Raw genomic sequence first — 25,886 nt, forward strand, 5'->3', positions numbered from 1 at the left:
GCCTCAGCCGTCCCGGCGGCGCGGCCGGCGACAGTACGCTGGGGACGCCATGCCGCAGCCTTCCGTCGCGCCGCTCACCGCGCTGCCCGCGCCCACCGGCACGGACGTGGTGCGCACCTTCGTCCCGGCGCTCGCCGCGGCCCTCGACGGCACCGGGCCCGCGCTGCTCCCCCTGCCGCCGCTGCCCGCGCCCGCCCGGGCCCGGGCCCTCGCCGCACTCCGGCCGGACGACCCGGCCGCGCCGCTCGAACGGGACGACGTCGTCGTGGTCGTCCCCACCAGCGGCTCGACCGGCGACCCCAAGGGATCCCTGCTTCAGCGAAGCGCTCTTCAGGCATCAGCCGCGGCGACGGCACAGCGGCTCGGCGGCCCGGCCCACTGGCTGCTGGCGCTCGGCGTCGGTCACGTCGCCGGCCTGCAGGTCGTCGCCCGGTCGCTGCTCGCGGGGACCGAGCCGGAGGTGCTCGACGTGGCCGCGGGCTTCACCTGCGAGGCCTTCGTCGCCGCCACGGGCCGGCTGCGGCGGCGCGCGCCCCGGGCGTACACCTCGCTCGTCCCCACCCAGCTGACGCGGCTTCTCGACGGCGGCCCGGCCGCACACGCCGCCCTCACGTCCTACGACGCCGTCCTCGTCGGCGGCGCGGCGACGCCCACCGCCCTGCTGGCGCGGGCCCGCTCGGCCGGCGTGCGGGTGGTGACGACCTACGGCATGTCCGAGACGTGCGGGGGCTGCGTCTACGACGGGGCACCGCTGGACGGGGTCGGCGTGGCCCTCGAGGACGACGGCCGCATCGTGCTGTCCGGGCCCGTCGTCGCCGCGGGGTACCGGCTGCGTCCCGGCCTCACCGCCGAGCGGTTCGGGCCCGCGGGCTTCCGCACCGACGACCTCGGCGAGCGTGCCGCCGACGGGCGCCTGCGCGTCCTCGGCCGGGCCGACGACGTCGTCGTCACGGGCGGGGAGAAGGTCGCGCTGGCGGCCGTCGAGGACGCGGCGGCGGGGCACCCCGGCGTCCGCGAGGCCGCCGCGTTCTCGCGGCCGGACCCGGAGTGGGGAGAACGCGTGCTGCTGGCCGTGGTGCCGACGGACCCGGCGGCGCCGCCGGCGCTGGACGACGTACGGGCGGCCGTGCGCGACCGCGCCGGCCGGGCCGCGGCCCCGCGCGAGCTCGTGCTGCTGCCCGCGCTCCCCCTGCTGCCGTCGGGAAAGGTCGACCGGGCCGCGTTGCGGGGGGCACGGCCGTGACGACCGCCGCCCAGTGGGTCTCCGGCTCCCGCCCGCGCACGCTCCCCGCGGCGGTCGCCCCGGTCCTCGTGGGCACCGGCGCGGCCGCCGCCGTCGACGGAGCGGTCGCCTGGCGTGCCGTCGTCGCGGGGGTGGTCGCCCTGGCCCTGCAGGTCGGGGTCAACTACGCCAACGACTACAGCGACGGCATCCGCGGGACGGACGAGAACCGCGTCGGCCCGTTCCGCCTGGTCGGCTCCGGCGCAGCCCGCCCCGCCGCGGTCAAGGCCGCTGCGTTCGCGTCCTTCGGGGTCGGCGCGATCGCGGGGCTCGCACTGGTCGTCGCCACGGGCGCCTGGTGGCTGGTGGGCGTGGGCGCGGTCTGCATCGCGGCCGCCTGGGGCTACACCGGCACCTCCAAGCCGTACGGCTACCGCGGCCTCGGCGAGATCGCCGTCTTCGTCTTCTTCGGCCTGGTCGCGGTCGTCGGCACGACCTTCGCCCAGGCCGAGCGGGTGCCGGCCGAGTCCGTCGTCGCCGCGCTGCCCGTCGGCGCGCTGGCCTGCGCCCTGCTCGTGGCCAACAACCTGCGCGACATCCCGACCGACACCGTCTCGGGCAAGCGGACGCTGGCCGTCACGATGGGCGACCGCCGCAGCCGGCTGCTGTACGCCGCGCTGCTCGCCGTCGGCGCGGCCGCCCCGGTGGCGCTGGCCCTCCTGGCCGGGCCGTGGCCGCTGCTCGCCCTGCTCGCCGCGCCGCTCGCCCTCGGGCCGCTCCGGGTCGTGCTCGGAGGCGCCCTGGGCCGTGACCTCGTCCCCGCGCTCGCGGGCACCGGCAAGCTGCAGCTGGCGTACGGCGCGCTGCTCGGGCTGGGGCTCGCGCTCTCCTAGCGCTCGCGCCGCCCCTTCCCATGGGATAGGAACACCCCATGCATGCCGACGACATCGACGTGACCGCCGACGGGGAGCACGCCTACTGCGCGACGCTCGGGGAGCGGACGCTGCGCGTCACCGTCGATCCCCGGCTGCTCGAGGAGCTGGGGCTGACGACCGTGCAGGAGCCGCTGCTGCTGCGCCGGGTGCTCGACGGGCTGCCGGCCGCCGAGCTCGCGGGGCTGTCGGGCACGATCGGGCTGACCGAGCTGGCGCACCGGGTCCCGGGGTTCCCGGACGCCGTGGTGGCACGGCTGCGGGCCTGAGCGCCCCCTCGAGGTCCTCCCCGCCCGCGGCCCACGGGGTGGCGTGACGACCGCGACAGGGCCGGCTGCTCAGTAGCTGGCGCGAGCGGCCGATGGTTGGCGGAACCGGTCGGACGGCGGCCGCGACGGAAGGCCCTGAGGGTGCAGTCGCTCGTCCGCCCCGCCCGCGCTCTGACCGCCCGGCTCCCCTACGCGGGCAAGCTCGCCGCCCTGACCGTCGTCCTGCTGCTCCCGCTGGGCTTCGTGGCACAGCAGTACCTCTCCGCGCAGAACGCGCAGACCGGCTTCAGCGCCAAGGAGCGGGTCGGTGTCGAGTACGCCCGGCCGGTCCTGCAGCTGCTCGCGGGCGCCGTCGACGCGCGCCACGCGGCCGTCTCCGGCCAGGCCCTTCCGGACCTCGCCGGCCGGGTGGCTGCGGTCGAGGACGCCACCGCCCGGCTCGGCGGGGAGCTCGGCGTGACCGACGAGTGGGAGGCCGCGTCGAAGGCGCTGACAGCGGCGAGCGCCTCGGGCGGCCCGGCGACCGCGTACGCCGGATGGAGCGCAGCGACCAGCGCTCTGCTCGCTCTCGTCGTGGCGACGTCGGACGGGTCCAACCTGACGCTCGACCCGGACCTGGACTCCTACTACGTGATGGACGCGGTGATGTTCCGGCTGCCGCTCCTGCTCGACACGGCCGCCGGTGCCGTGGACCGGGCCGCGGTCGCCCGGCAGGACGGCTCCGCGGCCGAGCTCGACGCCGCGCGCGTCTCGCTCGCGGTCTCGACGGGCACGCTGACCACGACGCTGACCGCGGTGACGACCGGTCTGCAGACCTCGACGCGGGAGACCGCGGACGGGCAGCTGCGGCAGGTCGGGGCGCAGGTCACCACGGCTGCCGGTGCCGCCCAGGACGTCCTCGACACCGTCACGGCGGCGGTGGCCGACGGGCGCATCGACGCGATCCCCGTGCCGGCGGCCGAGGCGGCGACGAGCGCCGTGGCCGGGCTCTCCGACCGCCTCGTGACGGACCTGGACCGGCTGCTGGAGACCCGGATCGACGGGTTCGTCTCCGCCAAGCGGGTCGTGCAGGGCGTGACGGGGGCCGCGCTGCTGCTGTTCGCGTACCTGCTGGCCGGGTGCTACCTGTCGACGGTGCCGCCGCTGCGCCGCACCCGCCAGGCGCTCGACCGGATCCGCGAGGGCGACCTCACGGTCCGGGTCGCCGTCGACACCTCGGACGAGGTGGGCGCGATGGGCCGCGCGCTCAACGAGGCGGCCGAGTCCCTGACGGGCACCATGCAGGCCATCACGTCGAACGCCGAGGCCGTGTCGAGCGCCGCCGGCACGCTGCGCAACGCCTCCGGCGACCTCTTCGACGCCTCGCGTACCGCCGCGGGCGAGACCGCGTCCGCGGCGCAGGAGGTGCGCACGGTCACGACGTCCGCCGACACGGTCGCGCAGGGCACGACCGAGATCGGCGCCGCCATCCGCGAGATCGCCCAGGGCTCGTCCGCAGCGACCGCCGTCGCGGCGTCCGCGGTCGCGTCGACCCGCGGCAGCAGCGAGCTGGTGGCCCGGCTCGGGCGCACCAGCGAGGAGATCGGCACGGTGGTCAAGGTCGTCACCGCGGTCGCGGAGCAGACCCATCTGCTCGCGCTCAACGCCACGATCGAGGCCGCCCGCGCCGGCGAGGCCGGCCGCGGCTTCGCGGTCGTGGCCGAGGAGGTCAAGCAGCTCGCGCAGCAGACGGCCGCAGCGGCCGAGGAGATCGTCGCCCGCGTCGCGGGCATCCAGGACGACGCGCGGGTGGCCGTCGGGTCGATCGACGCCTCCGCCCAGGTGGTGGTGCAGATCGCCGACATCCAGCAGTCGATCGCCGCCGCCGTCGAGGAGCAGGACGCGGCCACCGGCGAGATGGCCCGCAACGTCGGGGATGTCGCCGGGGCGAGCGCGCGCATCGCCGGCAGCGTCGAGGCTGCCGCGCGGTCGGCCCGCGCGGTCGAGGAGAGCGCGGCGACGACGCGCACGGTCGCGGAGGGGCTCAGTGGCAACGCCGAGCAACTGCGCGCGGCGGTCGCCCGCTTCACCGTCTGAGGCAGGCCCGCGCGCCGCGCCCGGCGCGTACCGTTAACCATGGCCCCGAGACGTCCGCCCCGCGACCTGCGCCGTCACGCCCTGCTCGCCGCGGCCCTCACCCTCGGCCTCGCCGGGTGCGCGTACGGCGACGAGCCCGGCTCGGTGCAGCAGGCAGCGGCCACGTCGCCCTCGTCGCCCTCGCCAGCCGCAGCCGCCACCCCGCCCGGCCCCAGCCCCAGCCCCGAGCGCTCTCAGCCGCGGCGTACGCCCCGGCCGGCGCCCAGCGCCTCGCCCGCACGCACGCGCGTCGTGACCGCGTCGATGTCGATCCCGGCGCTGGGCCTGCGCGGGCTGAAGGTCGTCCCCTACACCGGCACCACCGACGACGCGCCGGGCACGCGCATCCAGAACCGCGGGGTAGCGGCCAGCCCGCGAGGAACGGCCGGCGGCGTCGGGCCCGGGGAGATCGGCAACTACCTCGTCACCGGGCACCGGCTGTCCGCCGGAGGGGTCTTCCGTGAGCTGCCGGCGCTCGAGGAGGGGGACACGGTCACCGTCACCTCCGACGGGGTCGCCTACACGTACGTCATCACCGGCACCCGCGAGACGTCCTTCCGCTCGCGGACGTCGCTCGCCCGCCAGCGCGCCGCGGTGCCCGGCTTCCCCGGCCGGAAGCCGACGAAGGCGATGATCACCATCTCCACGTGCGCCACCCCGGAGGACCACGCCGAGGGCAACTACTGGTCCGACCAGTTCGACAACCCGGAGCACCGCATCGACAAGATCGGCGTGCTGAGGTCGAGCCGGGAGCTCTGAGTCAGCCGTCGTCGTCCGGCCGCACCTCGAGGCCGAGGGCGCGGACGAGGACGACGGCCTGCTGCACGTCGACGACCGCGCCGCGCAGCTCGACCCCGAGCGGGTCGACCCCCGAGAGGTCCGAGCCGCGCAGGTCGCACCGGGAGAGGTCGGCTCGGTGCAGCGTGGCCCCGGACAGGTCCAGACCCCGCAGGACCGCACCGGCGCACTTGGCAGCACTGAGGTCGGCTTCACGCATGCGGACGCCGTCGAAGGACGCCTTGCGCAGGTCCGCCGCTGCCAGGCCCGCGAACGACCAGTCGCCCCCCTCCACCCGCAGCAGGTCGAACGTGCAGCGGGAGAAGGCGCTGCCGGTCAGCTTGCAGCGGGTGAGCGCGGCGTCGAAGAACGAGCAGCTCGTGAAGGTGCAGCTCAGGAACGCCGAGTCGGCGTGCCGGGAGGCGTTGAGCTGGCATGCGCGGAACGTGCAGCCGGTGAACGTCGCGCCCACGCTGGACGCCTCGGTGAGGTCGACGTCGACGAAGGTCACCGAGGTGAACGTCCGCCCCGACAGGTCGAGCCCGTCCCAGTCGGCGCCGCGCACCTCACCACCGGCGGGGACCGCCTCGGGCAGGGCCACGTCAGCTCCTCGGCCGGAACGTCACGTCGACCTCCTCGAACCCCTTGGCGCGCTGGGCCTGCGCCTGGGTGGTGTAGGCGGCCTTGTCGCCGGGCGTCAGGTCGACCGCGTCCGTGAACGGGGTCAGCAGGGCGCGCGGGTGCAGCCGGTCGACCCGGACGACGTTCAGCTCGACGCAGAGGACGACAGCCATGGCGGCAAGGTAGACGAACGCGATCAGGCCGAGCATGAGGGCGAAGACGCCGTTGGTGTCGCTCGCGGCCTTGACCACCCGGCCCACGTAGACCGCGCCGAAGGTCTGCAACAGCTGCCAGACGACAGCAGCGGCCACGGCGCCCGGCGCGATGTCGCGTACCCGCAGCCGACGTGCCGTCGCGACGAGGAACGCCAGCAGGAAGACCCCGGTGTTCACCACCACGGACGCGAGGAGCACGAGCACCCGGATGAGGTCGTCGAGGTCCGCGCCGTACGACCCGGCCGTCGCGCCGAGCGCCGACAGCACCGTCGTGCCGAGGACGGCCAGGCCCAGCGTGGCCAGCAGTAGCAGCCCGCGCAGGCGGGCCATGATCGGATTGGGCCGGCTGTTGCGCGGCACCCTCCACGCGGTGTTCATCGCGTGCTGCACCGCCTGCGCCGCGCCGGTCCCGCCGTAGAGGCCGACGACGACCGCGATGACGACGCCGGCCGTTCCGCCGCTGAGCTGTTCCGGGGTCTGCAGCTGCGGCCCGATGACCGGGAACTGGGACAGCGCGGAGTCGCGGACCTGGACCTGCAGCTCGGGATAGTTGTCGAGCAGGACGCTGAGCAGCGTCGACAGCAGCAGGAGCACCGGCAGCACCGCGACGATGACGTAGTACGTGATCAGGGCGGCCAGGTAGTTGCCGTGGTCGTCGAAGAACTTGTAGACCACGGCGAGCGGGAACCCGGCTGCGGGATGGCGGCGCTGGAAACGGTCCAGACGCTCCGTGAGCGACATGGGTGCAGCATTCCCGATGCTTGCGCTCCGGAACTGTGCGGTGATCACGGGCCTGGGGGGCGCCCCCAGGCCGCGCGGGCCGCGCAGCCCCGACCGGACGCGTCCGGTTCGTCCCGGCGTAAGGCTGCGGCCACCCGGACAGCAGCAACGGCCACTAGACCCGTGCGCATGCCGACCCCGCCTTCTCGTCCCGACGCCGCGCTCGACCGCCGCCGCTTCCTCGCCGCGGTCGGGGGCGTCGCGGGCCTGGCGGTCGCCGCCCAGGTGCCCGCGGAGCTCAGCGCCTTCGCCGCGGTCCGCGAGAAGGACGAATACCCGTTCACGCTCGGCGTCGCGTCCGGCGACCCCACGTCCGACGGCGTCGTGCTCTGGACGCGGCTCGCCCCACGGCCGTTCGAGCCGGGCTACGGCATGCGCGAGAAGACGACGAACGTGCACTGGCGGGTCGCCTCCGACCCGGCGATGACGAGAAGCGTCCGGCACGGGACGGCGCGGGTCAGCCCTGCCCTCGGGCACTCGGTGCACGTGGAGGTCGAGGGGCTGCAGCCGGACCGCGAGTACTACTACCAGTTCCGCTACCACGGCCACTACACGCCGGTCGCGCGCACCCGGACCCTGCCCGCGCCCGGTGCTGCGGTGAACGACCTGACGTTCGCGTTCGTCTCCTGTCAGGACTACAGCAGCGGCTACTACCCGTCCTACCGCTTCATCGCGGAGGACGACCTCGACCTGGTCGTCCACCTCGGCGACTACGTCTACGAGGGCTCCATCGGCGCCGACGGCGGCAACCGGCGTACGCCCGTCCCGGCCGCCGCCCGCCCGGCGCCGCGCACCCTCGACCAGTGGCGCATGCGCTACGCGCTCTACAAGAGCGACCCGGACCTGCAGGCGGCGCACGCCGCGCACCCGTTCCTGGTCACCTGGGACGACCACGAGGTCGTCAACGACTACGCCGGCACCGAGGCAAACCGGCAGCCGGACATCTCCGCCCTGCGGGCCGCGGCGTACCAGGCCTACTACGAGCACCAGCCGCTGCGCCGGCGCTCCATCCCGGTCGACGGCAACATGACCCTCTACCGGCGGATCCAGTACGGCGACCTCGCCCAGCTGGACATGCTCGACGGGCGGCAGTACCGCGACGTGCCGCCCTGCGGCTGGGGCGAGGCGCAGGCCTGTGCCGCCGCGTACGACCCCGAGATCACCATGCTCGGCCGACCGCAGGAGAAGTGGCTCCTCGACGGGCTCACCGCGTCCACGGCCCGCTGGAACATCCTCGGCAACAACGTCATGGCGGCCCGGCTCGACCACGACGGCGCGAAGGGCGAGCTGCTCTGGCACGACGCGTGGGACGGCTTCCCCGCGGCGCGCAACCGGCTGACGGGCCACATCCAGGACGTCGGGGTGCGCAACGCGGTCTTCGTGACCGGCGACTGGCACTCCACGTTCGTCAACGACGTCAAGCGCGACTTCGACGCCCCGGACTCGCCGGTGGTGGCGACCGAGTTCGTCGGGACGTCGATCTCGACCAACGGTGACGCGCCGGTCTACGGCCCGTACTACGGGCCCATGATCGGTTTCAACCCGCACATCAGGTTCTTCGACGGTGACCGCCGGGGGCACGTGCGCTGCACCGTCGGCCGCGACCAGTGGCGCACCGACCTGCAGATGGTCGACACGGTGAGCCGGCGGGACGCGCGCGCGTACACCCACGCGTCCTTCGTGGTGGACGACCGGGTGCCCGGCGCCCGCCGCATTTGAGCCCCCTTCAGCAGCGAGCCCTCCGGAGGCCAGCCATGCCCCTTCCTGCCCTGCACCGCCGCCGTGCCACCCGCGCGGGCCTGGCGCTGGCGGCGCTGGTGACGACCGCCGCCGCACCGACCATGCTGACCGCCTCCGGCCCCGCTGTGGCTGCCGACCGGCACGGACGCGACAAGGACCTGCGGATCACCGATCTGCAGATCATGGGTACGCACAACACGTACCACCGGGAGCTGTCGGAGGCCGAGAAGCAGGTACAGCTCGCCTCCGGGGCGGCCAACCGCAACCTCTGGTACGCCCACGCGGGCATCGCTGACCAGCTGGAGCGGCAGGCCGTTCGCGGGCTCGAGCTCGACCTGTTCCGCGACCCGCAGGGCGGGCTGTACAAGGCCCCCCTAATACGCCGTCTCGCCGGCCTCTCCCCCGAGCACCCGGCTGCCACGGCGATGTCGCAGCCCGGCATCAAGGTGCTGCACGTCGCGGACTTCGACTACAACAGCACCTGCTGGACGTTCAGGGACTGCCTCACGCAGGTGAAGTCCTGGTCCGACGCCCACCCCGACCACGTGCCGATCCCGATCATGGTGGAGCTCAAGACCTCCGACGCCGCCGTGGTGCGCGCCGGTGGGGTCACCGCGCCGGCCTGGGACGCAGCCGGCCTGGACGAGATGGACGCCGAGATCCGGTCGGTCTTCGCGCCCGGCGACCTGATCACGCCCGACGACGTGCGCGGCGCGCACGCGACGCTGGAGCAGGCCGTGCTCGAGGACGGCTGGCCGAAGCTCGAGGGCTCGCGGGGGAAGGTGTTCTTCCTCATGGACCAGGGCGGTGCGATCCGCGACGCCTACCGGTCCGGCGGCCGCGACGTCCTGCAGGGGCGCGCCGCGTTCACGAACTCTCTCGCCGGCCAGCCGGACGCGGCTTTCCTGAAGCTCAACAACCCGACCTCGTCCGGCTTCCACCAGATCCGCGAGGCGGTGAGGAAGGGCTACTACGTGCGCACGCGCTCGGACGAGCCGATCTCCACCGTCAGCTCGGGGGACACCGGGATGCGCGACGCCGCCCTCTCGAGCGGCGCCCAGCTCATCAGCACCGACTTCCCGGTGGCCGGCATGGCGGCCCGCTACGGCACCGACTTCGTCGCGGAGCTGCCCGGTGGCGTCCCCGTGCGCTGCAACCCGGTCACCGCGACGAGCCGGTGCCGGGACGACGACCTCGAGGAGCCGCGTAGCGCCGCGGCAGCCCCGAACGACGGCGGCTTCGCCTTCGAGGCGGAGGACCTGCTGCCGGCGCTGCGCAACGACGCACCGCTCGAGGCGTCGGGCAACTCCAGCGGCATCGCCTGGTCCGGCGGAGCGCACCTCTGGATGAGCTCGACACGTGCGGGCCAGTCGTTCACGGTGCCCTTCAACCTGACCGGCAAGGGCGGGCGTTTCGCCCTGCGGGCGGCGTTCACACAGAAGGCCGAGTACTCGCAGGTGCAGATCAGCGTCGACGGCAAGCCGGTCGGCGGGCCGGTGGACACGTACGCCCCGACGATCCGGCTGTCGGAGCTGATCGACCTGGGGACGCTCGACCTGCGCGGTGGGCGACACGAGCTGACGGCCACCGCCGTGGGCAGGAACGCCGCCGCCACGAGCTACCGGATCAGCCTCGACCGCGTCGTGCTCAGCCCTGCCCGCTGACCTGGGCTTCACCAAGCTCGCTTCACCGATCCGTGCTTCTCCGGAAGGAATCCATGCTGCGCTGGACTGCAGTGCGTCGGGTGCTCGCCGTGTCCGCCCTGCCCGGGCTCGCCGTGCTCGGCGTCCCCGGGACGGGCTCCGCCGCGAGCGACAAGCTCGCTCTGCACCCGGTCACGGCCAGGGCCGAGACGGCGTCCAGCTTCGACGACGCGGCCGGGGGCGACGCCGACGCGGACGACCCGGCGATCTGGGTGTCGCCGACGGAGCCGGCGCAGAGCGTCGTGCTGGGGACGCTGAAGAACGGCGGCCTGACGGTGTTCGACCTCGCCGGCCGCACGCTGCAGCACGTTTCCACGCCTCCGGCGCCGGGCGAGGGGCTGGAGGCCGGCCGCTTCAACAACGTCGACATCCTGCAGCGGGTCGCCTGGGGGAACGGCACCGCCGACATCGCCGTCGTGACCGACCGGGGACGCGACCGGCTGCGCTTCTACCTCATCGACCCGCGCGGATCCGCCGCCGGCGACGCGGTGCTCCGGGACGTCACCGCCCCCGACGTCCCGCGGTTGTTCAGCGCCACCGAGGCGGACGTGGAGGGGCAGCGCACCGGGTACGGGCTCGCCCTGCGCGCCGCGCCCGGCGGCGGGCTGCCCTACGCGGTCGTCAGCCGCCGGCACGAGACGCGGATCGGGCTCTTCGCGCTCCGCGCGGTCGGCGGCCTTCTGACGTACGCCCCGGCCGCCTCCGTCGACCTGCCTGCGCGCTTCGCCGTGGCCGGCGGCACCTGGTCCCCGTGCCAGGACCCGGGCGAGCGCCCGCAGGTCGAGGGCATGGTCGTCGACGGCGAGACGGACACGCTGTACGCCGCCCAGGAGGACGTCGGCGTCTGGCGGGTACCCCTGAGCGCCAGCGGGTTCGGGAAGCCGAAGCTGGTCGAGAAGACGCGCAGCTTCGGGCTCGAGGCCGAGTTCGACGAGGAGACCGAGGAGTGCGTGCCGACCGGCGGAGGCACCCCGGCAGCCGGCGCCGTGCTGGAGGCCGACGCCGAGGGGCTGACGATCGCCCGCAGCGCGGGCGGGCGGGACCTGCTCCTCGCGTCGAGCCAGGGCGACAGCACGTTCGCGGTCTTCGCGCTGCGGCACGCCTCGCCGCGGCTGGTCGGCCGGGTGGAGGTCACGGACGGCACGGTGGACGGCGTCCAGCACAGCGATGGCGCCGCGGTCACCACGACTCCGCTCGGCCCCGCGTTCCCGAACGGGATGCTCGTCGTCCACGACGGGGAGAACACGCCCCGCACCGTCGACGCCGAGGGCGACGAGCGGACCGACACGAACTTCAAGCTCGTCGACTGGCAGGACGTGCAGATGACGCTGCGGTGAGGGAGCTGCCCGTGGGGCGCGCCCGGCTGCGCGCCCCGGGGCTCCCGTGGCTGCTGGCGGGGGTCGTCGTGGTGCCGACGTGCGCCCTGCTGAGCCTGGTCGCGATCGTCCTGCCGCGGGGGCAGGTCGTCGGCAGCCCCGGCAAGATCTGCACGCTGTCCCCGCCCGAGGGCGCTCCGGGGGCGCCCCACCGCGCGGTCGACGTGGAGCGGGTGTGGTGGCCGCTCGGCATGCGCCGCCGCTACGAGAACGACGCGGGGAACGTGGTCGGGGCAGGGCCGACGTCCTGGGACATGACCGTGCTGCTCGCCCTTGCGGCGGGTGCCGCCGGAGTCCGGGCGCTGGTCGCCGCTGCGCTGCTCACCAAACGGGCCGTGATCGGCCGGAGTGCGTGACTACTCGTCCTCGGACGCCGCGGCCGAGTCGAGCCGGCCGCGGGTGCGGTCCAGGCGCGCCGCGATCGCCTCGGAGACCGCGTCGCGCTGCTTGGACAGCAGCTTGAGGCTGAGGATGCTCGACACGACCAGCGCGATGAGCAGGGCCAGCACGCCGTTCACGCCCATGAGCGACAGGACGAGCGCCACCACGACGAGGAGCGCAGTGCGCATGGCGAAGAACACGAGGACGGGGTGGCGCTGCACACCCCGAGCGTACGCCGCCTGAGCTCGCCGGCCTGCCGTACCGGGTGCAACCGGCCTACGCTGGGCCTGTGCTGAGGGTACTCACCGTCCTGATCCCGCTCGCCCTGCTCGTGTGGGCGCTGGTCGACTGCCTCCAGACCCGGGAGGAGGACATCAAGGGCATGCCCAAGGTGCTCTGGGTCCTCTTCATGCTGCTCATCCCGCTGGTCGGCTCGCTGGTCTGGATCTTCGCGGGCAAGGACCGGCGGCGCCAGCGCCCGGCGGGCAACGGGCAGCCGTACGCCGCCGGGCCCGCCGGCCCCTACGGCGGCTCCCGCCCCGTCGCGCCGGACGACGACCCGAACTTCCTGGAGCGGCTGCGGCTGCACAAGCTCGAGCAGGACCTCAAGGCGCGTGAGGAGAAGCTGCGCCGCGAGGAGGGCGGCGACGACGACCGCCGCCCCTGAGCCGTCCCCCACGTCCCTCGGGCGGCACTGGCTGTCGCGTCCGCAGCAGCGGGCGCCCATGCCCTGGCGAGGCCGAGGACCGGTGGCACGGACGTCGGCGCCCGCTGCCGTTCCTCCGGCAGCGGGCACCGACGTGCGTCGAGCGGCGGTCAGACCTGCGCGTAGCCCGAGTGGATGCCGCCCAGCCAGACGTTCACGCCGATGAAGTTGAACATCAGCGCGGCATAGCCCACGAGCGCGATCGCGTCGGACTTCCAGCCGCGCCAGCCCGTGGTCGCCCGGGCGTGCAGGTAGCCCGCGTAGACGATCCAGGTGATGAGCGCCCAGGTCTCCTTGGGGTCCCAGCCCCAGTAGCGGCCCCACGCGTTCTCCGCCCAGATCGCGCCGGCCATGACCGCGAACGTCCACACCGGGAACGTGAAGACGTGCACGCGGTACGCCCAGGTGTCGAGCCGCTGCGCGGGCGGCACCGCGATGCCCGCCAGCCGCTTCTCGTCGCCCGTGCGGGTCCGCCACCAGTGCGCAGCCGACAGCACGGCGCCGAGCGTGAACCCTCCGGTGGCCACGATCGCGGCCGCGACGTGGATGACCAGCCAGTACGACTGCAGCGAGGGGACGAGCTCCTCGGGCTCGGTGTAGAGCACGGTGACAGCGAGACCGAGGACCAGGAGCACGAAGGGCACGACGACCGCGCCGGCCAGCCGGATCGGCCAGCGGCGCAGTGCGACCAGGAAGACGGCGACGGCGGCGAACGAGCCCGCGACCGCGAACTCGTACATGTTGCCCCAGGGGGCACGCGTGGCTGCGATGCCGCGGCTGACGAGCGCGGCGAGGTGCAGGAGCGCGGCGACGACGGTGAAGGAGACCGCGATGCGGCCCCAGCGCGCCGAGTCCGGGGCCGGCCCGGCCGGAGGCACGGCGGGCGCGGCCGGCGGGCGCTCCTTCGTGAGCAGGTCTCCCTCGGCGGGCGCGGCACGGCGGGCCGCGGCCTGGGCGGGCACCGGCGCTGCGGCCGCGGCCGGCACCGGCCGGCCGAGCGCCAGCTCCACGAAGGAGCAGAGCATCGCGAGCGCGTACACCGCCATCGCGGCGTAGACGAGGTCGAGACTGAGTTCGGCGACGCTCACTGGCGCTCCTGCTCGATGGTTCGGTGGGTGTCGAGGGTGCCCGGGGACGTGCGGAGCCCGTCGGTGACCCGCTCGACCTCGGCGACGAGGCCGTCGGCGTCGCCCTTGCCGAGGCCCGCGACCTCCACGACGGTACGCCCATCGTCCCCGGGAGTCGCGCGGACCCAGACCCGGCGCCGCCGCAGCAGCAGCGAGCCCATGAGGCCCACGAGCGCGAGCACCGCGGCGGCCAGGGTCGGGCCGTTGCCCGTCGTGTCGGAGACCTGGAAGTTGGCGAAGCGGATGACGTCGAGGAGCTCGATCGTCCCCTGCCCGTCGGGCAACGTGGCCGACTCCCCGACCGCCAGCTGGGCGAGCCAGGGCTGGCCGTCGACCTCGACCCGGTCGAGCCCCTCGGTGTCGAGGGTGAAGACCGAGCCCGCCGCGCGCCCGTCCTCCGCGCCCCGGTAGGCGTTGAGGAAGACCTTCGGCTCGACGAGGTCCGGATAGGTCGAGATCGGGCCGAGCACGTCGTCGACGGTCGCGGTCGGCAGGAAGAACCCGCTGAACGCCAGCCCGCCCCCGGCGGCCGACGGCGCCTTCACCGCCCCCAGCGAGGTCATGTTGGTGTCGCGCGGGAGGAACGGCTGCGGCCCCTCGTAGACGACGGTCCCGGTCGAGTCCGTGACCCGGAAGACCGGCGCGTAGCCGTTGCCGGTGAGGAAGACCTTGGTGCCGTCGATCTCCAGCGGGTGGTTGGGCGCGACCGACGCGCTGCCGGTGCCGGCCTCGTGGCTCCACGTGACGTTCGCGTCGAAGCGCCGGGGCTCGCCGATGCGCGGGCCGTCCTGCTCGTAGCGCACGTCGAGTCGGTCGAGCGTGACCTTGAAGGGCGGCAAGCTGTCCCCGTCGAAGCGCGCGCCCGAGCGGACCGAGTCGTACTGCCCCGCGGCGTTGACGAACGAGCCGCCCTCGACGACGACCTTGTTGGCGGTGTAGCCGACCAGCTGGCCGACCGCGACCGTGACGAGCAGGAGCAGCAGGGCGACGTGGAAGAGCAGGTTGGCGCTCTCCTTGGCGTAGCCCCTCTCCGCCGCCAGGGACTGTGGGTACGCCTCGACGCGGAAGCCGCGCAGCTGCTCGCGCGCCGCCCCGAGCACCTGCTCCGGCGGCCCGTCGACCACGAAGGACCGGTGCACGGGCAGCCGCTCCAGCCGCCGCGGCGTCGCCGGCGGACGCGAGCGCAGCGCCTTCCAGTGCACCCGCGTGCGCGGGATGACGCACCCCACGAGCGAGGTGAACAGCAGCAGGTAGACCGCCGCGAACCACGGCGAGGAGTAGACGTTGAAGCCGCCGAGCCGGTCGACGAGCTCGCCGAGCCGGCCGTGCTCCTCGATCCAGGTCGCCACCTCGTCCGGGGCGGACGAGCGCTGCGGCAGCACCGAGCCGGGCACCGCGACGACGGCGAGCAGCAGCAGGAGCAGCAGGGCCGTACGCATCGAGGTGAGCGTCCGCCAGCCCCAGCGCAGCCAGCCGACCGCGCCGAGGGCGGCCTCCGGCGGGGCCGAGGGGGGCGGGGCGGGGGCGCCGGCGCTGTCGGTGGCGGCCCCGGTGGTCACGGTCACAGCGTCGGGACGAAGTCGGCGTAGCTCGCGCGGAGCTCGGAGACGAGGTCGGCCCAGGTGCCGGTCACCAGCAGGACCCCGACGGCGACCAGCATCGCGCCGCCCGCGCGGAGCACCCACTGCGAGTGCGTGCGGACCAGCTTCATCGCGCCGAGGGCCCGCCGGTAGGCGAGGCCGGCGACCAGGAACGGGATGCCCAGCCCGGCGCAGTACGCGAGCGCGAGCCCCAGCCCGCGGCCCTGGCCGCCGCCGTCGGCGAGCGAGAGCGCCATGACGGCCCCGAGGGTCGGGCCGATGCACGGCGCCCAGCCCAGCGCGAACAGCCCGCCGAGCAGGGGCGCGCCGGCCAGGCCGACGGCGGGGCGCTTGTGCAGCCGCCACTCGCGCGACATCCCCGGCAGGGCACCGGCGAAGGCGAGGCCGAGCAGGATCGTGAACACGCCCATCACCCGCTGCAGCGCGGTCGCGTGCTCGAGGAGGAACGCGCCGGCGGCGGCCTGCACGAGCACGAACTCCAGGACGAAGACGACCGAGAAGCCCGCGACGAAGAGGATCGTGCCCGCGGCGACGCGGCCCTGGCGCCGCTCGGCCATCTCCTCGCCGGACAGCCCGGTGACGTAGGACAGGTAGCCCGGGACGAGCGGCAGCACGCAGGGGGAGAGGAAGGACACCAGCCCGGCGGCGGCCGCGATCGGCAGCGCGAGCACCAGCGGGCCGGAGGAGACCGTGCTGGCCGGTCCCGCCAGCACCGCGCCGACGTCGGTCACGGTGCTCATCCGGGCGACCCCGTGGCCGCGGGCTCGGGCGTCCAGCTCGACTCGGCCGGGCCACCGGCGTCCGCGATCAGCCCGCGCAGGATCGACTCGTCCTCGAGCGTGCCGCTGACGCGGCCGGCGATGCGGCCCTCGGGGTCGATCACGAGCGTCGAGGGCGGCGACTGGGGCACGAGGCCGCGCAGCTTCACGAGCACCGAGCCGTCGGTGTCGTAGATGCTCGGGTAGGTCAGGCCGTACTGCTTCTCGAACGCCTCGGCCGCGGCCCTGCCGCCGCCGTAGGAGCCCTCGAGGTCGAGCCCGACGAACTGCACCCCCTGCGGCATCAGCTCGTTGGAGACCTTCGCCAGGGCGGGCGCCTCGACCTTGCACGGTCCGCACCAGGAGCCCCAGACGTTGAGGACGACCACCGAGCCCTTGAGCGCGGCCAGGTCGAGCGGCTCACCGTCTCGCGTCCGTCCCGCGAGCGCCGGCAGCTCGCGCCGCTCGGACACGTCCTGCCAGGACTGCACGCGGTCGACGCCGATGCTGACGCCGTCGTCCTCCCCGCCCCCGCTGCACCCGGCGACGGTGAGCAGCAGCACGGCTGCCGCGGCGGCGCGCACCCGGCTCATGCGCCGAACCCCGCCTTCACCGGGACCAGGTCGGCGGCCGGCTCGGAGTACTCCACCGCCACGAGCCTGTCCCCCTTCCACACCAGCGTCGTCACCGAGGCCAGCGCGCACTGCCGGCGGCGCGGGTCGTGGAAGAGCTTGCGCCCCTCGTACGAGGATCGCGCGGTCCACACCGGCAGCTGGTGGCTCACCAGCACCGCCTCGTGGCCGCGTGCCCGGGCCCGGGCGTCGGCGACGGCCGCCCGCATGCGCGTGGCGATCCCGAGGTACGGCTCCCCCCACGAGGGGCGGAACGGGTCGACCAGCAGCGGCCAGACCTCGGGCCGCTTGAGCGAGCCGTCGCCCACCCCGAACGTCTTGCCCTCGAACCGGTTGCCCGCCTCGATCACCCGCGCGTCGGTGCCGATGCCGAGCCCGAGCCGGTCGGCCAGCGGCCGAGCGGTCTCCTGGGCCCGCTCGAGCGGGGAGGCGGTGACGTCGACGATGTCGCGGCCGCCGAGCGCCTCGCCCACCCGCACGGCCATCGCCCGGCCGAGGTCGGACAGCGAGTAGCCGGGCAGCCGGCCGTAGAGCACGCCGCGCGGGTTGAACACCTCGCCGTGGCGCACGAGATGGACGCGGGTGGTCTCCTGCTCAGCCACGGGAGGGCTCCTTCGCCGCTGCAGCGGCCTTGGCGGCGGTGGGCAGCGCCTCCGCGACCCGGGCGAGCGCGGCCGAGTCGTGCGCGGCGGACAGGAACCACGCCTCGAAGGCCGAGGGGGGCAGGTACACCCCGGCACCCAGCATGGCGTGGAAGAACGGGCCGTAGCGCCAGGCCTGCTGGGCCTTCGCGCCGGCGTAGTCGACGACCTCGTCCGCGGTGAAGAAGATGCTGAACATGTTGCCCGCGAACTGCACGCGGTGCGCGACGCCCTCCGCGGCCAGGGCGGACGAGGCCAGTGCGGCGAGCTCCTGGGCGGACCGGTCGACCCGGGCGTACGCCTCGGCGTCGGCGGCGCGCAGCGTGGCGAGACCGGCGGCGGTGGCGACGGGGTTCCCGGAGAGGGTGCCGGCCTGGTAGACCGGCCCGGCCGGCGCCAACTGCCCCATGAGGTCGGCCCGTCCCCCGAAGGCGGCCGCCGGGAAGCCTCCGCCCATGACCTTGCCGAAGGTCAGCAGGTCGGGCCGCACGCCCTCCAGGCCGAACCAGCCGGCGGGCGACACGCGGAACCCGGTCATCACCTCGTCGCTGATCAGCAGCGCGCCCTGCTCGTCGCACAGGTCGCGCAGCCCCTGCGTGAAGCCCGGCCGCGGCGGGACCACGCCCATGTTGCCGGCGGCGGCCTCGGTGATGACGCAGGCGACCTTCCCGTCCGCGGCCGCGAAGGCAGCCCGCACCGCCTCGAGGTCGTTGTAGGCGACCACGACCGTGTCGGCCGCCGCACCGGCCGTCACCCCCGGGGTGCCCGGGATGCCGAGCGTGGCGACCCCGCTGCCGGCGTCGACGAGCAGGCTGTCGGAGTGGCCGTGGTAGTGGCCCGCGAACTTGATCACCGTGTCGCGGCCGGTCGCGGCGCGGGCGAGCCGGACCGCCGACATGGTGGCCTCGGTGCCCGAGCTGACCAGCCGGACCTGCTCGACGGGGTCGATGCGGGCGACGATCTCCTCGGCCAGCTCGAGCTCGTTCACGGTGGGCGCGCCGTACGACGTCCCGAGCGCCGCCTGCCGGGTGACCGCCTCGACCACGGCCGGGTGCGCGTGGCCCAGCAGGAGCGGGCCCCACGAGCAGACCAGGTCGACGTAGTCGTGGCCGTCGGCGTCGGTGAGGTAGGCCCCCTCGCCCTTGACGAAGAAACGCGGGACGCCGCCCACCGCGCGGAAGGCGCGCACCGGGGAGTTGACCCCGCCCGGGCTCACGGCCAGCGCGCGCTCGAAGAGGGTGGCCGAGGTCGACGCGTCGTCGCGGGATCGCACAGGGACATTCTCCCTGCTGCCGGGCCGATGGCGCGCGTGGCGTCCACCACGCTCCCCGCGCCCGGCACCGCGCAAGGCGTTCGCAAGCACCGCCGACCCGCGCGCACAATGGGTCCAGACCGGAACGAACCGGACCGCGGGCCTGCCGCGTCCGCTCCGACGGGGACACGGACGCCCCGACCGCGCGATCTGCAGAAGGGCTGCCCGACCGTGATGACTCTGCCTGGCCCTGGGGACCTCCTGCTCGGCGGGGCGGTCTACGGGTCGCCCCAGGAGGCGCCGGCGCTCGCGGCGGGCACCCCGGTCGCCCGGCTCCAGCTGCCCGGCGTCGCCGAGTCGGTGCCGACAGCACGCGCCTTCCTCACCGACCTGCTGCGCAGGTGGAAGGTGCCCGCGACCGCGGTCGAGGACGTCGAGCTGCTCGTCAGCGAGGTGGCCGGCAACGCCGTGCGCCACGGGCGCGGGGACGTCGCGGTCGAGGTCAGCAAGTCCGCCGACACCGTGCACATCGAGGTGCACGACGAGGAGCGGTCGATGCCGCAGCTGGTCGACTCCGAGGTCCACCCCGACGCCGAGGGCGGGCGCGGCATGTGGCTCGTCGACGCACTGGCCGAGCGCTGGGGCACGCGCGGGCTCGACAACGGCAAGGCGGTGTGGTTCGAGGTGGCCGCCCGTCAGGGGTAGCCGTTGCCCGGGGCGACCGTGAGGCAGGATCGAGCGAGTGCCCCGTCTGCTCCTCGACCTGGCCCCGCTGCGCGAGATCCCTGACTTCCGCCGGCTGTGGCTCGGCAACAGCCTCTCCGGCGCGGGCGCGCAGCTGACCGCCGTGGCGGTGGGGCTACAGGTCTACGACGTGACCGGCTCGACGTTCGCGGTCGGGCTGGTGGGCGCGTTCGCGCTCGTCCCGCTGGTCGCGATGGGCCTGTACGGCGGGGCCATCACCGACGCCCACGACCGGCGGCGGGTGGTCCTCGTCACCGGCCTCGGGATGCTGGCCGTGGCGGCCGCCTTCGCCCTCCAGGCAGGGCTGTCGCTCGACGACGTCTGGCTGCTCTACGTCCTCGTCGCCGTGCAGCAGGGCTGCTACGCCGTCAGCTCGGCCGCCCGCGCCTCGATCGTCCCGCGCCTGCTGCCGGCGCGGCTGCTGCCGGCGGGCAACGCCCTCAACTCGCTCTCGATGGGCTTCGCCATGGGCGTCGGGCCGCTCCTGGCCGGCCTGCTCGTGGGTAGGGCCGGCTACGCCATGACGTACGCGGTGGAGGTCGCCCTGCTCGCGGTGGCCCTCGTCGGCGCTGCCGGCCTGCCGCCGCTGCGCCCCGAGGGCGAAGTCGTCCGCGCCGGGCTCGCGTCGGTGCTGGACGGGCTGCGCTTCCTGCGCGGGCGGCCGAACCTGCGCATGACGTTCCTCGTCGACCTCTCCGCCATGGTCCTCGCGCTGCCCCGGGTGCTGTTCCCGGCGATCGCCGCCGGCGTGCTCGGCGGCGGCCCCGGGACCGTCGGCGTGCTGACCGCCGCGATCGCGGTCGGGACCATGGCGGCCGGCCTGCTGTCCGGGCCCCTCGGGGGCGTACGCCGGCAGGGCCTCGCGGTGCTGGTCTCCGTCGCGGGCTGGGGCTGTGCGGTCGCGTCGTTCGGGCTCGTCGTCATGGCCGCGCCGGGCAACGACGAGAGCTCGACGCACTGGCTGATCTGGCCCGCGGCGGCGTGCCTGGCCGCGGCGGGCGCGTGCGACGCGGTCAGCGCGGTCTTCCGGTCGACGATCCTGCAGGCGGCGACCCCGGACGCGCTGCGCGGGCGCCTGCAGGGCGTCTTCCTCGTCGTCGTCGCGGGCGGCCCGCGCCTCGGCGACCTCGTGCTCGGGTCGCTCGCCTCGTGGACGGCCGACTCGACCGCCGCGCTGCTCGGCGGGCTCGGCTGCGTCACCGCCGTCGTCGTGCTCGCAGCCGTGCAGCCCGGCTTCGCGCGCTACGACGCGCGGCACCCGGTGCCGTAGCGCCTGCTCCGCGGCCCGTCGCGGTCTGTCGTCGCCGCCGTTGCTGCTGCACGCCTCGCCGCCGTCACTGCGTGCCTTGGCCGCCGTCGCTGCCTGTCGTGACTGCCGTCGAGTGGCCGCGTGGCCGTCGTCGTTGCGCCACGGGCCCTCGGATGAATGTGACGTCCCGCCCAACCGGCTTCGGGTGAATGGCGCCCTCTGACGATAGGTTCGTCAGAAGGCGCCATTCATCCAGTACGGCGGCGGGGCCCGACGCGGCGCTACGCGGCGGGCGGCGCGCCCAGGGACTCGACGAGGGCGCTCGGCACGACGAGGTCCGCCCGGTCGCGGGTGGCGGCAATGAGCTCGGCGTTGCGCTGGTCCACGTCCTGCACCCAGGCCCGGGCCGCGTCCGGCGCCTTGCCGAACCGCTCGTGCCGGGCGACCAGCCGGGCGAGGCGGACGTCCTCGTCGAGGTCCACGTACCAGACCTCCGCGATCGCGGCCCGCGCCCGCCGCCACGCCCGGCCCTCATGGAGCAGGTAGTTGCCTTCAGTGATCACGAGCCGGGCTGCCGGGAGGACCGGGATGCTGCCCGCGATCGGCTGCTCGATCGTCCGCTCGAACGCCGGGGCGTACACGGTCTCGCCCGTCTCCTGCAGGGCCCGCTCCAGCAGGGCGGCGTAGCCGTGCGCGTCGAACGTGTCGGGCGCCCCCTTGCGCCCGCGCCGCCCCAGCCGGTCCAGCTCGACGTCGGCCAGGTGGTAGCCGTCCATCGGCAGGTGCGCCACCCACTCGCCGGCCGGCAGGCCTGCGGGCGGGACGTCGCGCAGCGCGGCCAGGAGCTCCTCGGCCAGGGTCGACTTGCCGGCGCCCGGGCTGCCCGTGATGCCGAGGACCGCACGCGGGCCGTCCGGGGTGACGAGGGACCGGGCGCGCTCGACGAGGTCGGAGAGGTCCATGGCTCCGAGCGTCTCAGGCCGCGGCGCGCGGAGCGGCCGCGGCGAGGCCGTTCGCGATGAACCGGCGGGCGTGCGTCGCGAGGTCCTCGCCGTCGTCCCACAGGTTGCGCCAGATGGCCAGGTCGTTGGACAGCCCGCGCGCGACGACCGCGGACGAGAAGGACTCGAACGTGATCGGCCCGGTGTAGGAGATGTCGGCCAGGGCGTGGAAGAACGACGTGAAGTCCAGGTGCCCCGAGCCGAGGTAGCCGCGGTGGTTCTCGCCGATGTGGACGTAGCCGAGCCGGTCACCCACCAGGTGCACGGGGCGCACGAGGTCGTCCTCCTCGATGTTCATGTGGTACGTGTCGAGGTGGATGAGGACGTTGTCCTCGCCGATGTCGTCGGCCAGCCGCAACGCGTCCGCCGCGGTGTTGATGACGTTGGTCTCGTAGCGGTTGCAGATCTCCAGGCCGAGCGTCATCCCGCGGCCCTGCGCCTCCTTGGCCAGGCCCTGCAGCACCGAGACGATGTTGCGGCGGCCGGCCTGCGTGAGCGGGGCGCCGTACTTGCCCAGCGCCGAGTAGAGCGCGCCGGTGAAGTGCGTGCCGCCGAGGTCGCCGGTGATCGCCAGCGACTGCTGCAGCAGCTTCTCCCCGCGAGCGACGGTGCCCGGGTCGTCGCTCGACACGTCCGCGTCGAAGGCGAGGCCACGAGAGCATGCGACCGCGACGCCGGCCTCCTCGAGCTGGGTGCGGGCGGCGGGCACGTCGAGGTTGACCGAGTCGTGCAGCGAGATCTCGAGCAGGTCGAAGCCGGCCGCCTTTGTCCTGGCCACGGCGGTCTCGACACTGGCCGGCGAGGTGTCGCCGACCCAGACGAGGGCGTGGACGCCGAGCGGGTTGGTCGTGGTCACGGTGGAGCTCCTGTCCTTGCGGGTGTACGTGGCGCGGCCGGGGCGGCCGGGCCGGCCCGTGCAGGCGGCCGGCCCGGCCCGGCTCTCGTGGCGCGGCTACGCCACGACTCTGAATGGCGCGGCTACGCCGCTTGTGCCCCCGTGATGAGAGCGACGATCTCCTCGCCCGTGGTCTCGGCGGTGCGGCGGCCCGCGACGCAGCGGCCCGCACGCATGACCCACACCTGGTCCGAGAGGCGCATGACCTGCGCGAAGTTGTGGCTGATGAGCAGCACCGCATGGCCCTCGTCGCGCAGCCGGATGATGAGCTCCTCCACACGCGCCGTCTCCTGGACCCCGAGCGCTGCGGTCGGCTCGTCCATGATGACGAGCTTGGAGCTGAACCCGGCCGCGCGGCAGATCGCGACGGCCTGCCGCTGCCCGCCGGAGAGGCGGCGTACGCGGCTGTTCACGGCCGGGACGTTGACCGCCAGCCCGGACACCATCTCCTGGGCCCGGCGCTGCATCGCCTTGCGGTTGAGGAACGCCACCGGCCCGAAGCGGGTCACGATCTCGCGGTTGAGGAACAGGTTCTGCCAGACCGTGAGGTCCTCGACGAGGGCGAGGTTCTGGTGGACCGTCTCGATGCCCGCGTCCCGCGCCTCCTCGGGCGACCTGAAGTCGATCGGCTTGCCGTCGAAGACGATCTCACCGGCGTCCGGGCGGTGCACGCCGCTGATGCAGCGCACCATCGTCGACTTGCCGGCGCCGTTGTCGCCGACGATCGCGGTCACCTCTCCCTGGCGCAGGACCAGGTCGACGTCGCGCAGCGCACGGACGTTGCCGAAGGAGATCGACACGTTGCGGGCCTCGAGCAGCGGCGCGCCCGGGGCGGTCGCAGCGGGAGCCGGGGACAGCTGAACGCCAATTTGCGAGTTCGTCATCGCTGGAACCTCGTGAGGAGAGCGGCCAGCACCACGACGGCGCCGACGGCGACGGGCTGGTAGAACTGCGAGACGCCGAGCAGGGTCAGGCCGTTGGCCAGGACCGTGATGAGCAGGGCGCCGACGACCGGGCCGATGATCGTGGCCCGGCCGCCCACGAGGCTCACGCCGCCCAGCACCACCGCGGCGACGGAGTTCAGCAGGAACGACGTGTTCGAGGCCGGCTCCGCCGCGCCCACCCGGGCCACGAGCAGCACGGCGGCGAGGCCTGCCGCGGTGCCGCTGATCGTGTAGACCGCGATCTTGATGCGGGCCGGGCTGATGCCGGTCGCCGCAGCGGCCTCGGAGTTGCCGCCTGCGGCCAGGACGTGGGTGCCGAACCGCGTGCGGAAGAGGACGACGTGGGCGACCAGGGCGACCACCGCAGCCACGATGACGGACCAGCCGAAGACGCCGACGCCCTGGGTGGACAGACGGAGCAGGAACCGGTCGATGACGGTGACCGGCTTGCCGTCGGCGACGACGAGCGCGACACCGGAAGCCGCAGACAGGGTTCCGAGCGTGACGATGAAGTCGGTGATCTTGCCCTTGCCGATGAGCAGGCCGTTGACCACGCCGACCACGGCACCAGCGACGACCGCGGCCGCGCAGCAGAGCACGATGGGCCAGTCCGCCGAGTAGGCGACACCGAAGACGACCGCGCCGAACGTCATGGTGGACGCGAGCGAGAGGTCGATGCCCCCGGTGGCGACGGTGAAGGTCTGCCCCACCGACAGGACGATCAGGATCGCCGCCGCCGTGAGCATCGCCCGGATGTTGCCCTCCGACAGGAACGTCGTGTCGGAGGCCTGGAAGACCACCACGAGGGCGACGAGGCCGATCAGGGCCGCCCACTCGGCCCAGAAGCTGATGTCCTTGGCCCGGCTCAGCACCGCCGCCCGGCCCGTACCCGCGCCGCCCGCTGCCGGGGTCGGCCCGCCCGCCGGGCCCGGGCTGCCGACGGCAGGGCCGCTTCCCTTGATCGCGGTGTCTGGCATGTTCATCCTTCCGATCGCGCTCCGCCTGTGCTTGCCGAGGCCGACGGGCCTCAGCCGGCGAGGTCGGCCAGCGGGTTGTCGAACTCCTCGAACGGCTGGGGGAACGTGGCGATGGCGTCGGCAGCGACGTCCTTGGTCACGAGGGCGACCGGGGACTCGATGTTCTCCGGCAGGTCCTTGCCCTGCTCGGCCGCGACGCAGGCCTGCACGCCGAGCGAGCCGATGGCGTACGGGTACTGCGCGACCGTCGCCGTCAGCGTCCCGGCCTGCACGGCCTCCAGCGCGTCCTTGTTGCCGTCCACGCTGATGACGGAGACCTGGCCGGCCTTGCCGGCGTTGGCGACGGCCTGCGCGGCGCCGAGGCCCATGTCGTCGTTCGCGGCGAAGATGCCCTTGAGGTCGGGGTTGGCGGTCAGCAGGTCGGTCGCGATGGTCAGCGCCTTCTGCCGCTCCCAGTCGGCCGCCTGGACCGGCAGCGCGGTGAGCGTGGTCCCGATCGCCTGCGTGAAGCCCTCGATGCGGGCGGCGCTGGTGACGTCACCGGCGAGCCCGCCGATGACGGCGACCTTGCCACTGCCGACGGCCTCGACCATCTGCTCGCCCGCGAGCTTGCCGGCGTTGACGTTGTTGGTGCCGATGTACGTGGCGGTCTCCAGGCCGGCCGCCTCGGCCGCCTCCGCGTCCACGGGCTGGTCGATGTTGACCACCGGAATGCCGCGCGCGGCGATCTGGGCCAGGCCCTGGACCAGGTTGTTGCCCGTGATCGGGTTGACGATGAAGCAGCCGTAGCTCTGCTGGGCGAGGGCGCTCAGCCGGTCCGCCTGGCCGGTCGTGTCCGTGATGGCCTGGGCGGCCTGCACCTGGACCGTGGTGCCGGAGGTCGAGGCCTGGCTCTCGATGCCCTCCTGCATGGTCTGGAAGAAGGGGTTGTCCAGGCCCTTGATGACGGCCGCGACGGGCTCGCCGCTGCCGCCCGCCGGAGCGGAGCCTCCACCCGTCGGGGCGGCGGCGTCCGAGCTGTCGTCCGAGCCGCAGCCCGAGAGCAGCAGGGCGCCGGTGAGCGCAACGGCGCCCATCACCGCGGGTCGAGCAGCACGCATGGCTCGCATAGGAGCCTCCTTCCGGTTCTGGTACGCCGAAGGTAACGAGGCTTCTGCTCGATCACAAGCGCGTGATGTGATTGTTATGGATAGAAGTTGCCCCTTGCAGTGTCGTCAATCGTCGCTAG

General features: G+C 74.2%; 26 protein-coding genes. 12 read left to right on the top strand and 14 right to left on the bottom strand.

The window, feature by feature from the left end; genetic code table 11:
- Window positions 1–49: 49 nt before the first annotated feature.
- The 5 genes from menE (at window position 50) to G9H72_RS02605 (ending at window position 5,297) form a co-directional block, all read left to right on the top strand.
- The gene (menE, locus tag G9H72_RS21200; RefSeq protein ID WP_166166888.1) at window positions 50–1,243 is read left to right on the top strand and encodes an o-succinylbenzoate--CoA ligase; all 1,194 of its coding nucleotides are present in this window, start codon (window positions 50–52) and stop codon (window positions 1,241–1,243) included.
- The gene (locus tag G9H72_RS21205; RefSeq protein WP_166166891.1) at window positions 1,240–2,115 is read left to right on the top strand and encodes a 1,4-dihydroxy-2-naphthoate polyprenyltransferase; all 876 of its coding nucleotides are present in this window, start codon (window positions 1,240–1,242) and stop codon (window positions 2,113–2,115) included. Before menE ends, G9H72_RS21205 begins: the two co-directional genes overlap by 4 nt.
- 38 nt (window positions 2,116–2,153) lie before the next feature.
- Window positions 2,154–2,423: a hypothetical protein gene (locus tag G9H72_RS02595; RefSeq protein ID WP_166166894.1), complete on the top strand. Its 270-nt coding sequence runs from the start codon at window positions 2,154–2,156 to the stop codon at window positions 2,421–2,423.
- Between the two features lie 141 nt (window positions 2,424–2,564).
- Window positions 2,565–4,499 (top strand): methyl-accepting chemotaxis protein, encoded by a 1,935-nt coding sequence (locus tag G9H72_RS02600; RefSeq protein ID WP_166166897.1) that lies wholly within the window; start codon window positions 2,565–2,567, stop codon window positions 4,497–4,499.
- A gap of 39 nt (window positions 4,500–4,538) precedes the next feature.
- Complete coding sequence (locus G9H72_RS02605; protein ID WP_166166900.1) at window positions 4,539–5,297, top strand: class E sortase; 759 nt, start codon at window positions 4,539–4,541, stop codon at window positions 5,295–5,297.
- A 1-nt stretch (window position 5,298) separates the two neighbouring features.
- Here the strand turns inward: G9H72_RS02605 and G9H72_RS02610 are convergent, their stop codons facing one another.
- Together G9H72_RS02610 and G9H72_RS02615 are read right to left on the bottom strand one after the other, a co-directional pair.
- A complete protein-coding gene (locus G9H72_RS02610; protein WP_331271909.1) occupies window positions 5,299–5,916 on the bottom strand; it encodes a pentapeptide repeat-containing protein in 618 nt (205 codons plus the stop codon).
- Between the two features lies 1 nt (window position 5,917).
- Window positions 5,918–6,892 (bottom strand): YhjD/YihY/BrkB family envelope integrity protein, encoded by a 975-nt coding sequence (locus tag G9H72_RS02615; RefSeq protein WP_166166902.1) that lies wholly within the window; start codon window positions 6,890–6,892, stop codon window positions 5,918–5,920.
- A 168-nt stretch (window positions 6,893–7,060) separates the two neighbouring features.
- On the opposite strand from G9H72_RS02615, the gene G9H72_RS02620 reads away from it, so the two are divergent.
- From G9H72_RS02620 to G9H72_RS02635, 4 genes are read left to right on the top strand one after another with little or no spacing between them, the layout of a single operon-like run.
- On the top strand, window positions 7,061–8,650 hold the full coding sequence (locus tag G9H72_RS02620; protein ID WP_166166905.1) for an alkaline phosphatase D family protein: 1,590 nt from the start codon (window positions 7,061–7,063) through the stop codon (window positions 8,648–8,650).
- Window positions 8,651–8,685: 35 nt separating this feature from the next.
- Window positions 8,686–10,335 (top strand): phosphatidylinositol-specific phospholipase C1-like protein, encoded by a 1,650-nt coding sequence (locus tag G9H72_RS02625; RefSeq protein WP_166166908.1) that lies wholly within the window; start codon window positions 8,686–8,688, stop codon window positions 10,333–10,335.
- 53 nt (window positions 10,336–10,388) lie between these two features.
- Entirely contained in the window at window positions 10,389–11,711 is a 1,323-nt protein-coding gene (locus G9H72_RS02630; protein WP_166166911.1) for a phytase, read from the top strand.
- Window positions 11,708–12,106: a hypothetical protein gene (locus tag G9H72_RS02635; protein WP_166166914.1), complete on the top strand. Its 399-nt coding sequence runs from the start codon at window positions 11,708–11,710 to the stop codon at window positions 12,104–12,106. Before G9H72_RS02630 ends, G9H72_RS02635 begins: the two co-directional genes overlap by 4 nt.
- On the opposite strand, the gene G9H72_RS02640 is transcribed toward G9H72_RS02635, so the two are convergent.
- Complete coding sequence (locus G9H72_RS02640) at window positions 12,107–12,352, bottom strand: DUF4229 domain-containing protein (protein WP_166166917.1); 246 nt, start codon at window positions 12,350–12,352, stop codon at window positions 12,107–12,109.
- A gap of 68 nt (window positions 12,353–12,420) precedes the next feature.
- Between G9H72_RS02640 and G9H72_RS02645 the strand changes: the two genes are divergently transcribed.
- Window positions 12,421–12,798 carry a PLD nuclease N-terminal domain-containing protein gene (locus G9H72_RS02645; protein ID WP_166166920.1) on the top strand — a complete coding sequence of 126 codons (378 nt, stop codon included), beginning with the start codon at window positions 12,421–12,423 and terminating at the stop codon, window positions 12,796–12,798.
- A gap of 149 nt (window positions 12,799–12,947) precedes the next feature.
- Here G9H72_RS02645 and ccsB read toward each other — a convergent pair whose 3' ends face one another.
- The 6 genes from ccsB to hemL are packed head-to-tail and all read right to left on the bottom strand — an operon-like array spanning window position 12,948 to window position 18,869.
- Complete coding sequence (ccsB, locus tag G9H72_RS02650) at window positions 12,948–13,925, bottom strand: c-type cytochrome biogenesis protein CcsB (RefSeq protein WP_331271910.1); 978 nt, start codon at window positions 13,923–13,925, stop codon at window positions 12,948–12,950.
- Window positions 13,922–15,523, bottom strand: a complete 1,602-nt coding sequence (resB, locus tag G9H72_RS02655) for a cytochrome c biogenesis protein ResB (protein ID WP_166166923.1) — start codon at window positions 15,521–15,523, stop codon at window positions 13,922–13,924. The genes ccsB and resB overlap by 4 nt, the downstream gene beginning before the upstream one ends.
- A gap of 2 nt (window positions 15,524–15,525) precedes the next feature.
- On the bottom strand, window positions 15,526–16,305 hold the full coding sequence (locus tag G9H72_RS02660; protein WP_166166926.1) for a cytochrome c biogenesis CcdA family protein: 780 nt from the start codon (window positions 16,303–16,305) through the stop codon (window positions 15,526–15,528).
- On the bottom strand, window positions 16,302–16,916 hold the full coding sequence (locus G9H72_RS02665; protein ID WP_166166929.1) for a TlpA family protein disulfide reductase: 615 nt from the start codon (window positions 16,914–16,916) through the stop codon (window positions 16,302–16,304). The genes G9H72_RS02660 and G9H72_RS02665 overlap by 4 nt, the downstream gene beginning before the upstream one ends.
- Entirely contained in the window at window positions 16,913–17,557 is a 645-nt protein-coding gene (locus tag G9H72_RS02670) for a histidine phosphatase family protein (RefSeq protein WP_166166934.1), read from the bottom strand. The genes G9H72_RS02665 and G9H72_RS02670 overlap by 4 nt, the downstream gene beginning before the upstream one ends.
- On the bottom strand, window positions 17,550–18,869 hold the full coding sequence (gene hemL / locus G9H72_RS02675; protein ID WP_166166937.1) for a glutamate-1-semialdehyde 2,1-aminomutase: 1,320 nt from the start codon (window positions 18,867–18,869) through the stop codon (window positions 17,550–17,552). The genes G9H72_RS02670 and hemL overlap by 8 nt, the downstream gene beginning before the upstream one ends.
- A 213-nt stretch (window positions 18,870–19,082) precedes the next feature.
- Here hemL and G9H72_RS02680 point away from each other — a divergent pair, with 213 nt between their 5' ends.
- Both G9H72_RS02680 and G9H72_RS02685 read left to right on the top strand, forming a co-directional pair.
- A complete protein-coding gene (locus G9H72_RS02680) occupies window positions 19,083–19,553 on the top strand; it encodes an ATP-binding protein (RefSeq protein WP_231126346.1) in 471 nt (156 codons plus the stop codon).
- Window positions 19,554–19,590: 37 nt separating this feature from the next.
- Window positions 19,591–20,862, top strand: a complete 1,272-nt coding sequence (locus G9H72_RS02685; RefSeq protein WP_166166943.1) for an MFS transporter — start codon at window positions 19,591–19,593, stop codon at window positions 20,860–20,862.
- 260 nt (window positions 20,863–21,122) lie between these two features.
- Here G9H72_RS02685 and G9H72_RS02690 read toward each other — a convergent pair whose 3' ends face one another.
- From G9H72_RS02690 to G9H72_RS02710, 5 genes are all read right to left on the bottom strand, one after another.
- Window positions 21,123–21,803, bottom strand: a complete 681-nt coding sequence (locus tag G9H72_RS02690; protein ID WP_166166946.1) for a nucleoside/nucleotide kinase family protein — start codon at window positions 21,801–21,803, stop codon at window positions 21,123–21,125.
- A gap of 13 nt (window positions 21,804–21,816) precedes the next feature.
- Window positions 21,817–22,698, bottom strand: a complete 882-nt coding sequence (locus G9H72_RS02695; protein WP_166166949.1) for a sugar phosphate isomerase/epimerase family protein — start codon at window positions 22,696–22,698, stop codon at window positions 21,817–21,819.
- Window positions 22,699–22,820: 122 nt separating this feature from the next.
- Window positions 22,821–23,621, bottom strand: a complete 801-nt coding sequence (locus tag G9H72_RS02700) for an ATP-binding cassette domain-containing protein (RefSeq protein ID WP_166166953.1) — start codon at window positions 23,619–23,621, stop codon at window positions 22,821–22,823.
- Window positions 23,618–24,658: an ABC transporter permease gene (locus G9H72_RS02705; RefSeq protein ID WP_166166956.1), complete on the bottom strand. Its 1,041-nt coding sequence runs from the start codon at window positions 24,656–24,658 to the stop codon at window positions 23,618–23,620. Before G9H72_RS02705 ends, G9H72_RS02700 begins: the two co-directional genes overlap by 4 nt.
- Window positions 24,659–24,708: 50 nt before the next feature.
- Entirely contained in the window at window positions 24,709–25,758 is a 1,050-nt protein-coding gene (locus G9H72_RS02710) for a sugar ABC transporter substrate-binding protein (protein WP_166166959.1), read from the bottom strand.
- Window positions 25,759–25,886 lie beyond the last annotated feature (128 nt).

This window comes from Motilibacter aurantiacus (assembly GCF_011250645.1).
GTDB classification, from domain to species: Bacteria; Actinomycetota; Actinomycetes; order Motilibacterales; family Motilibacteraceae; genus Motilibacter_A; species Motilibacter_A aurantiacus.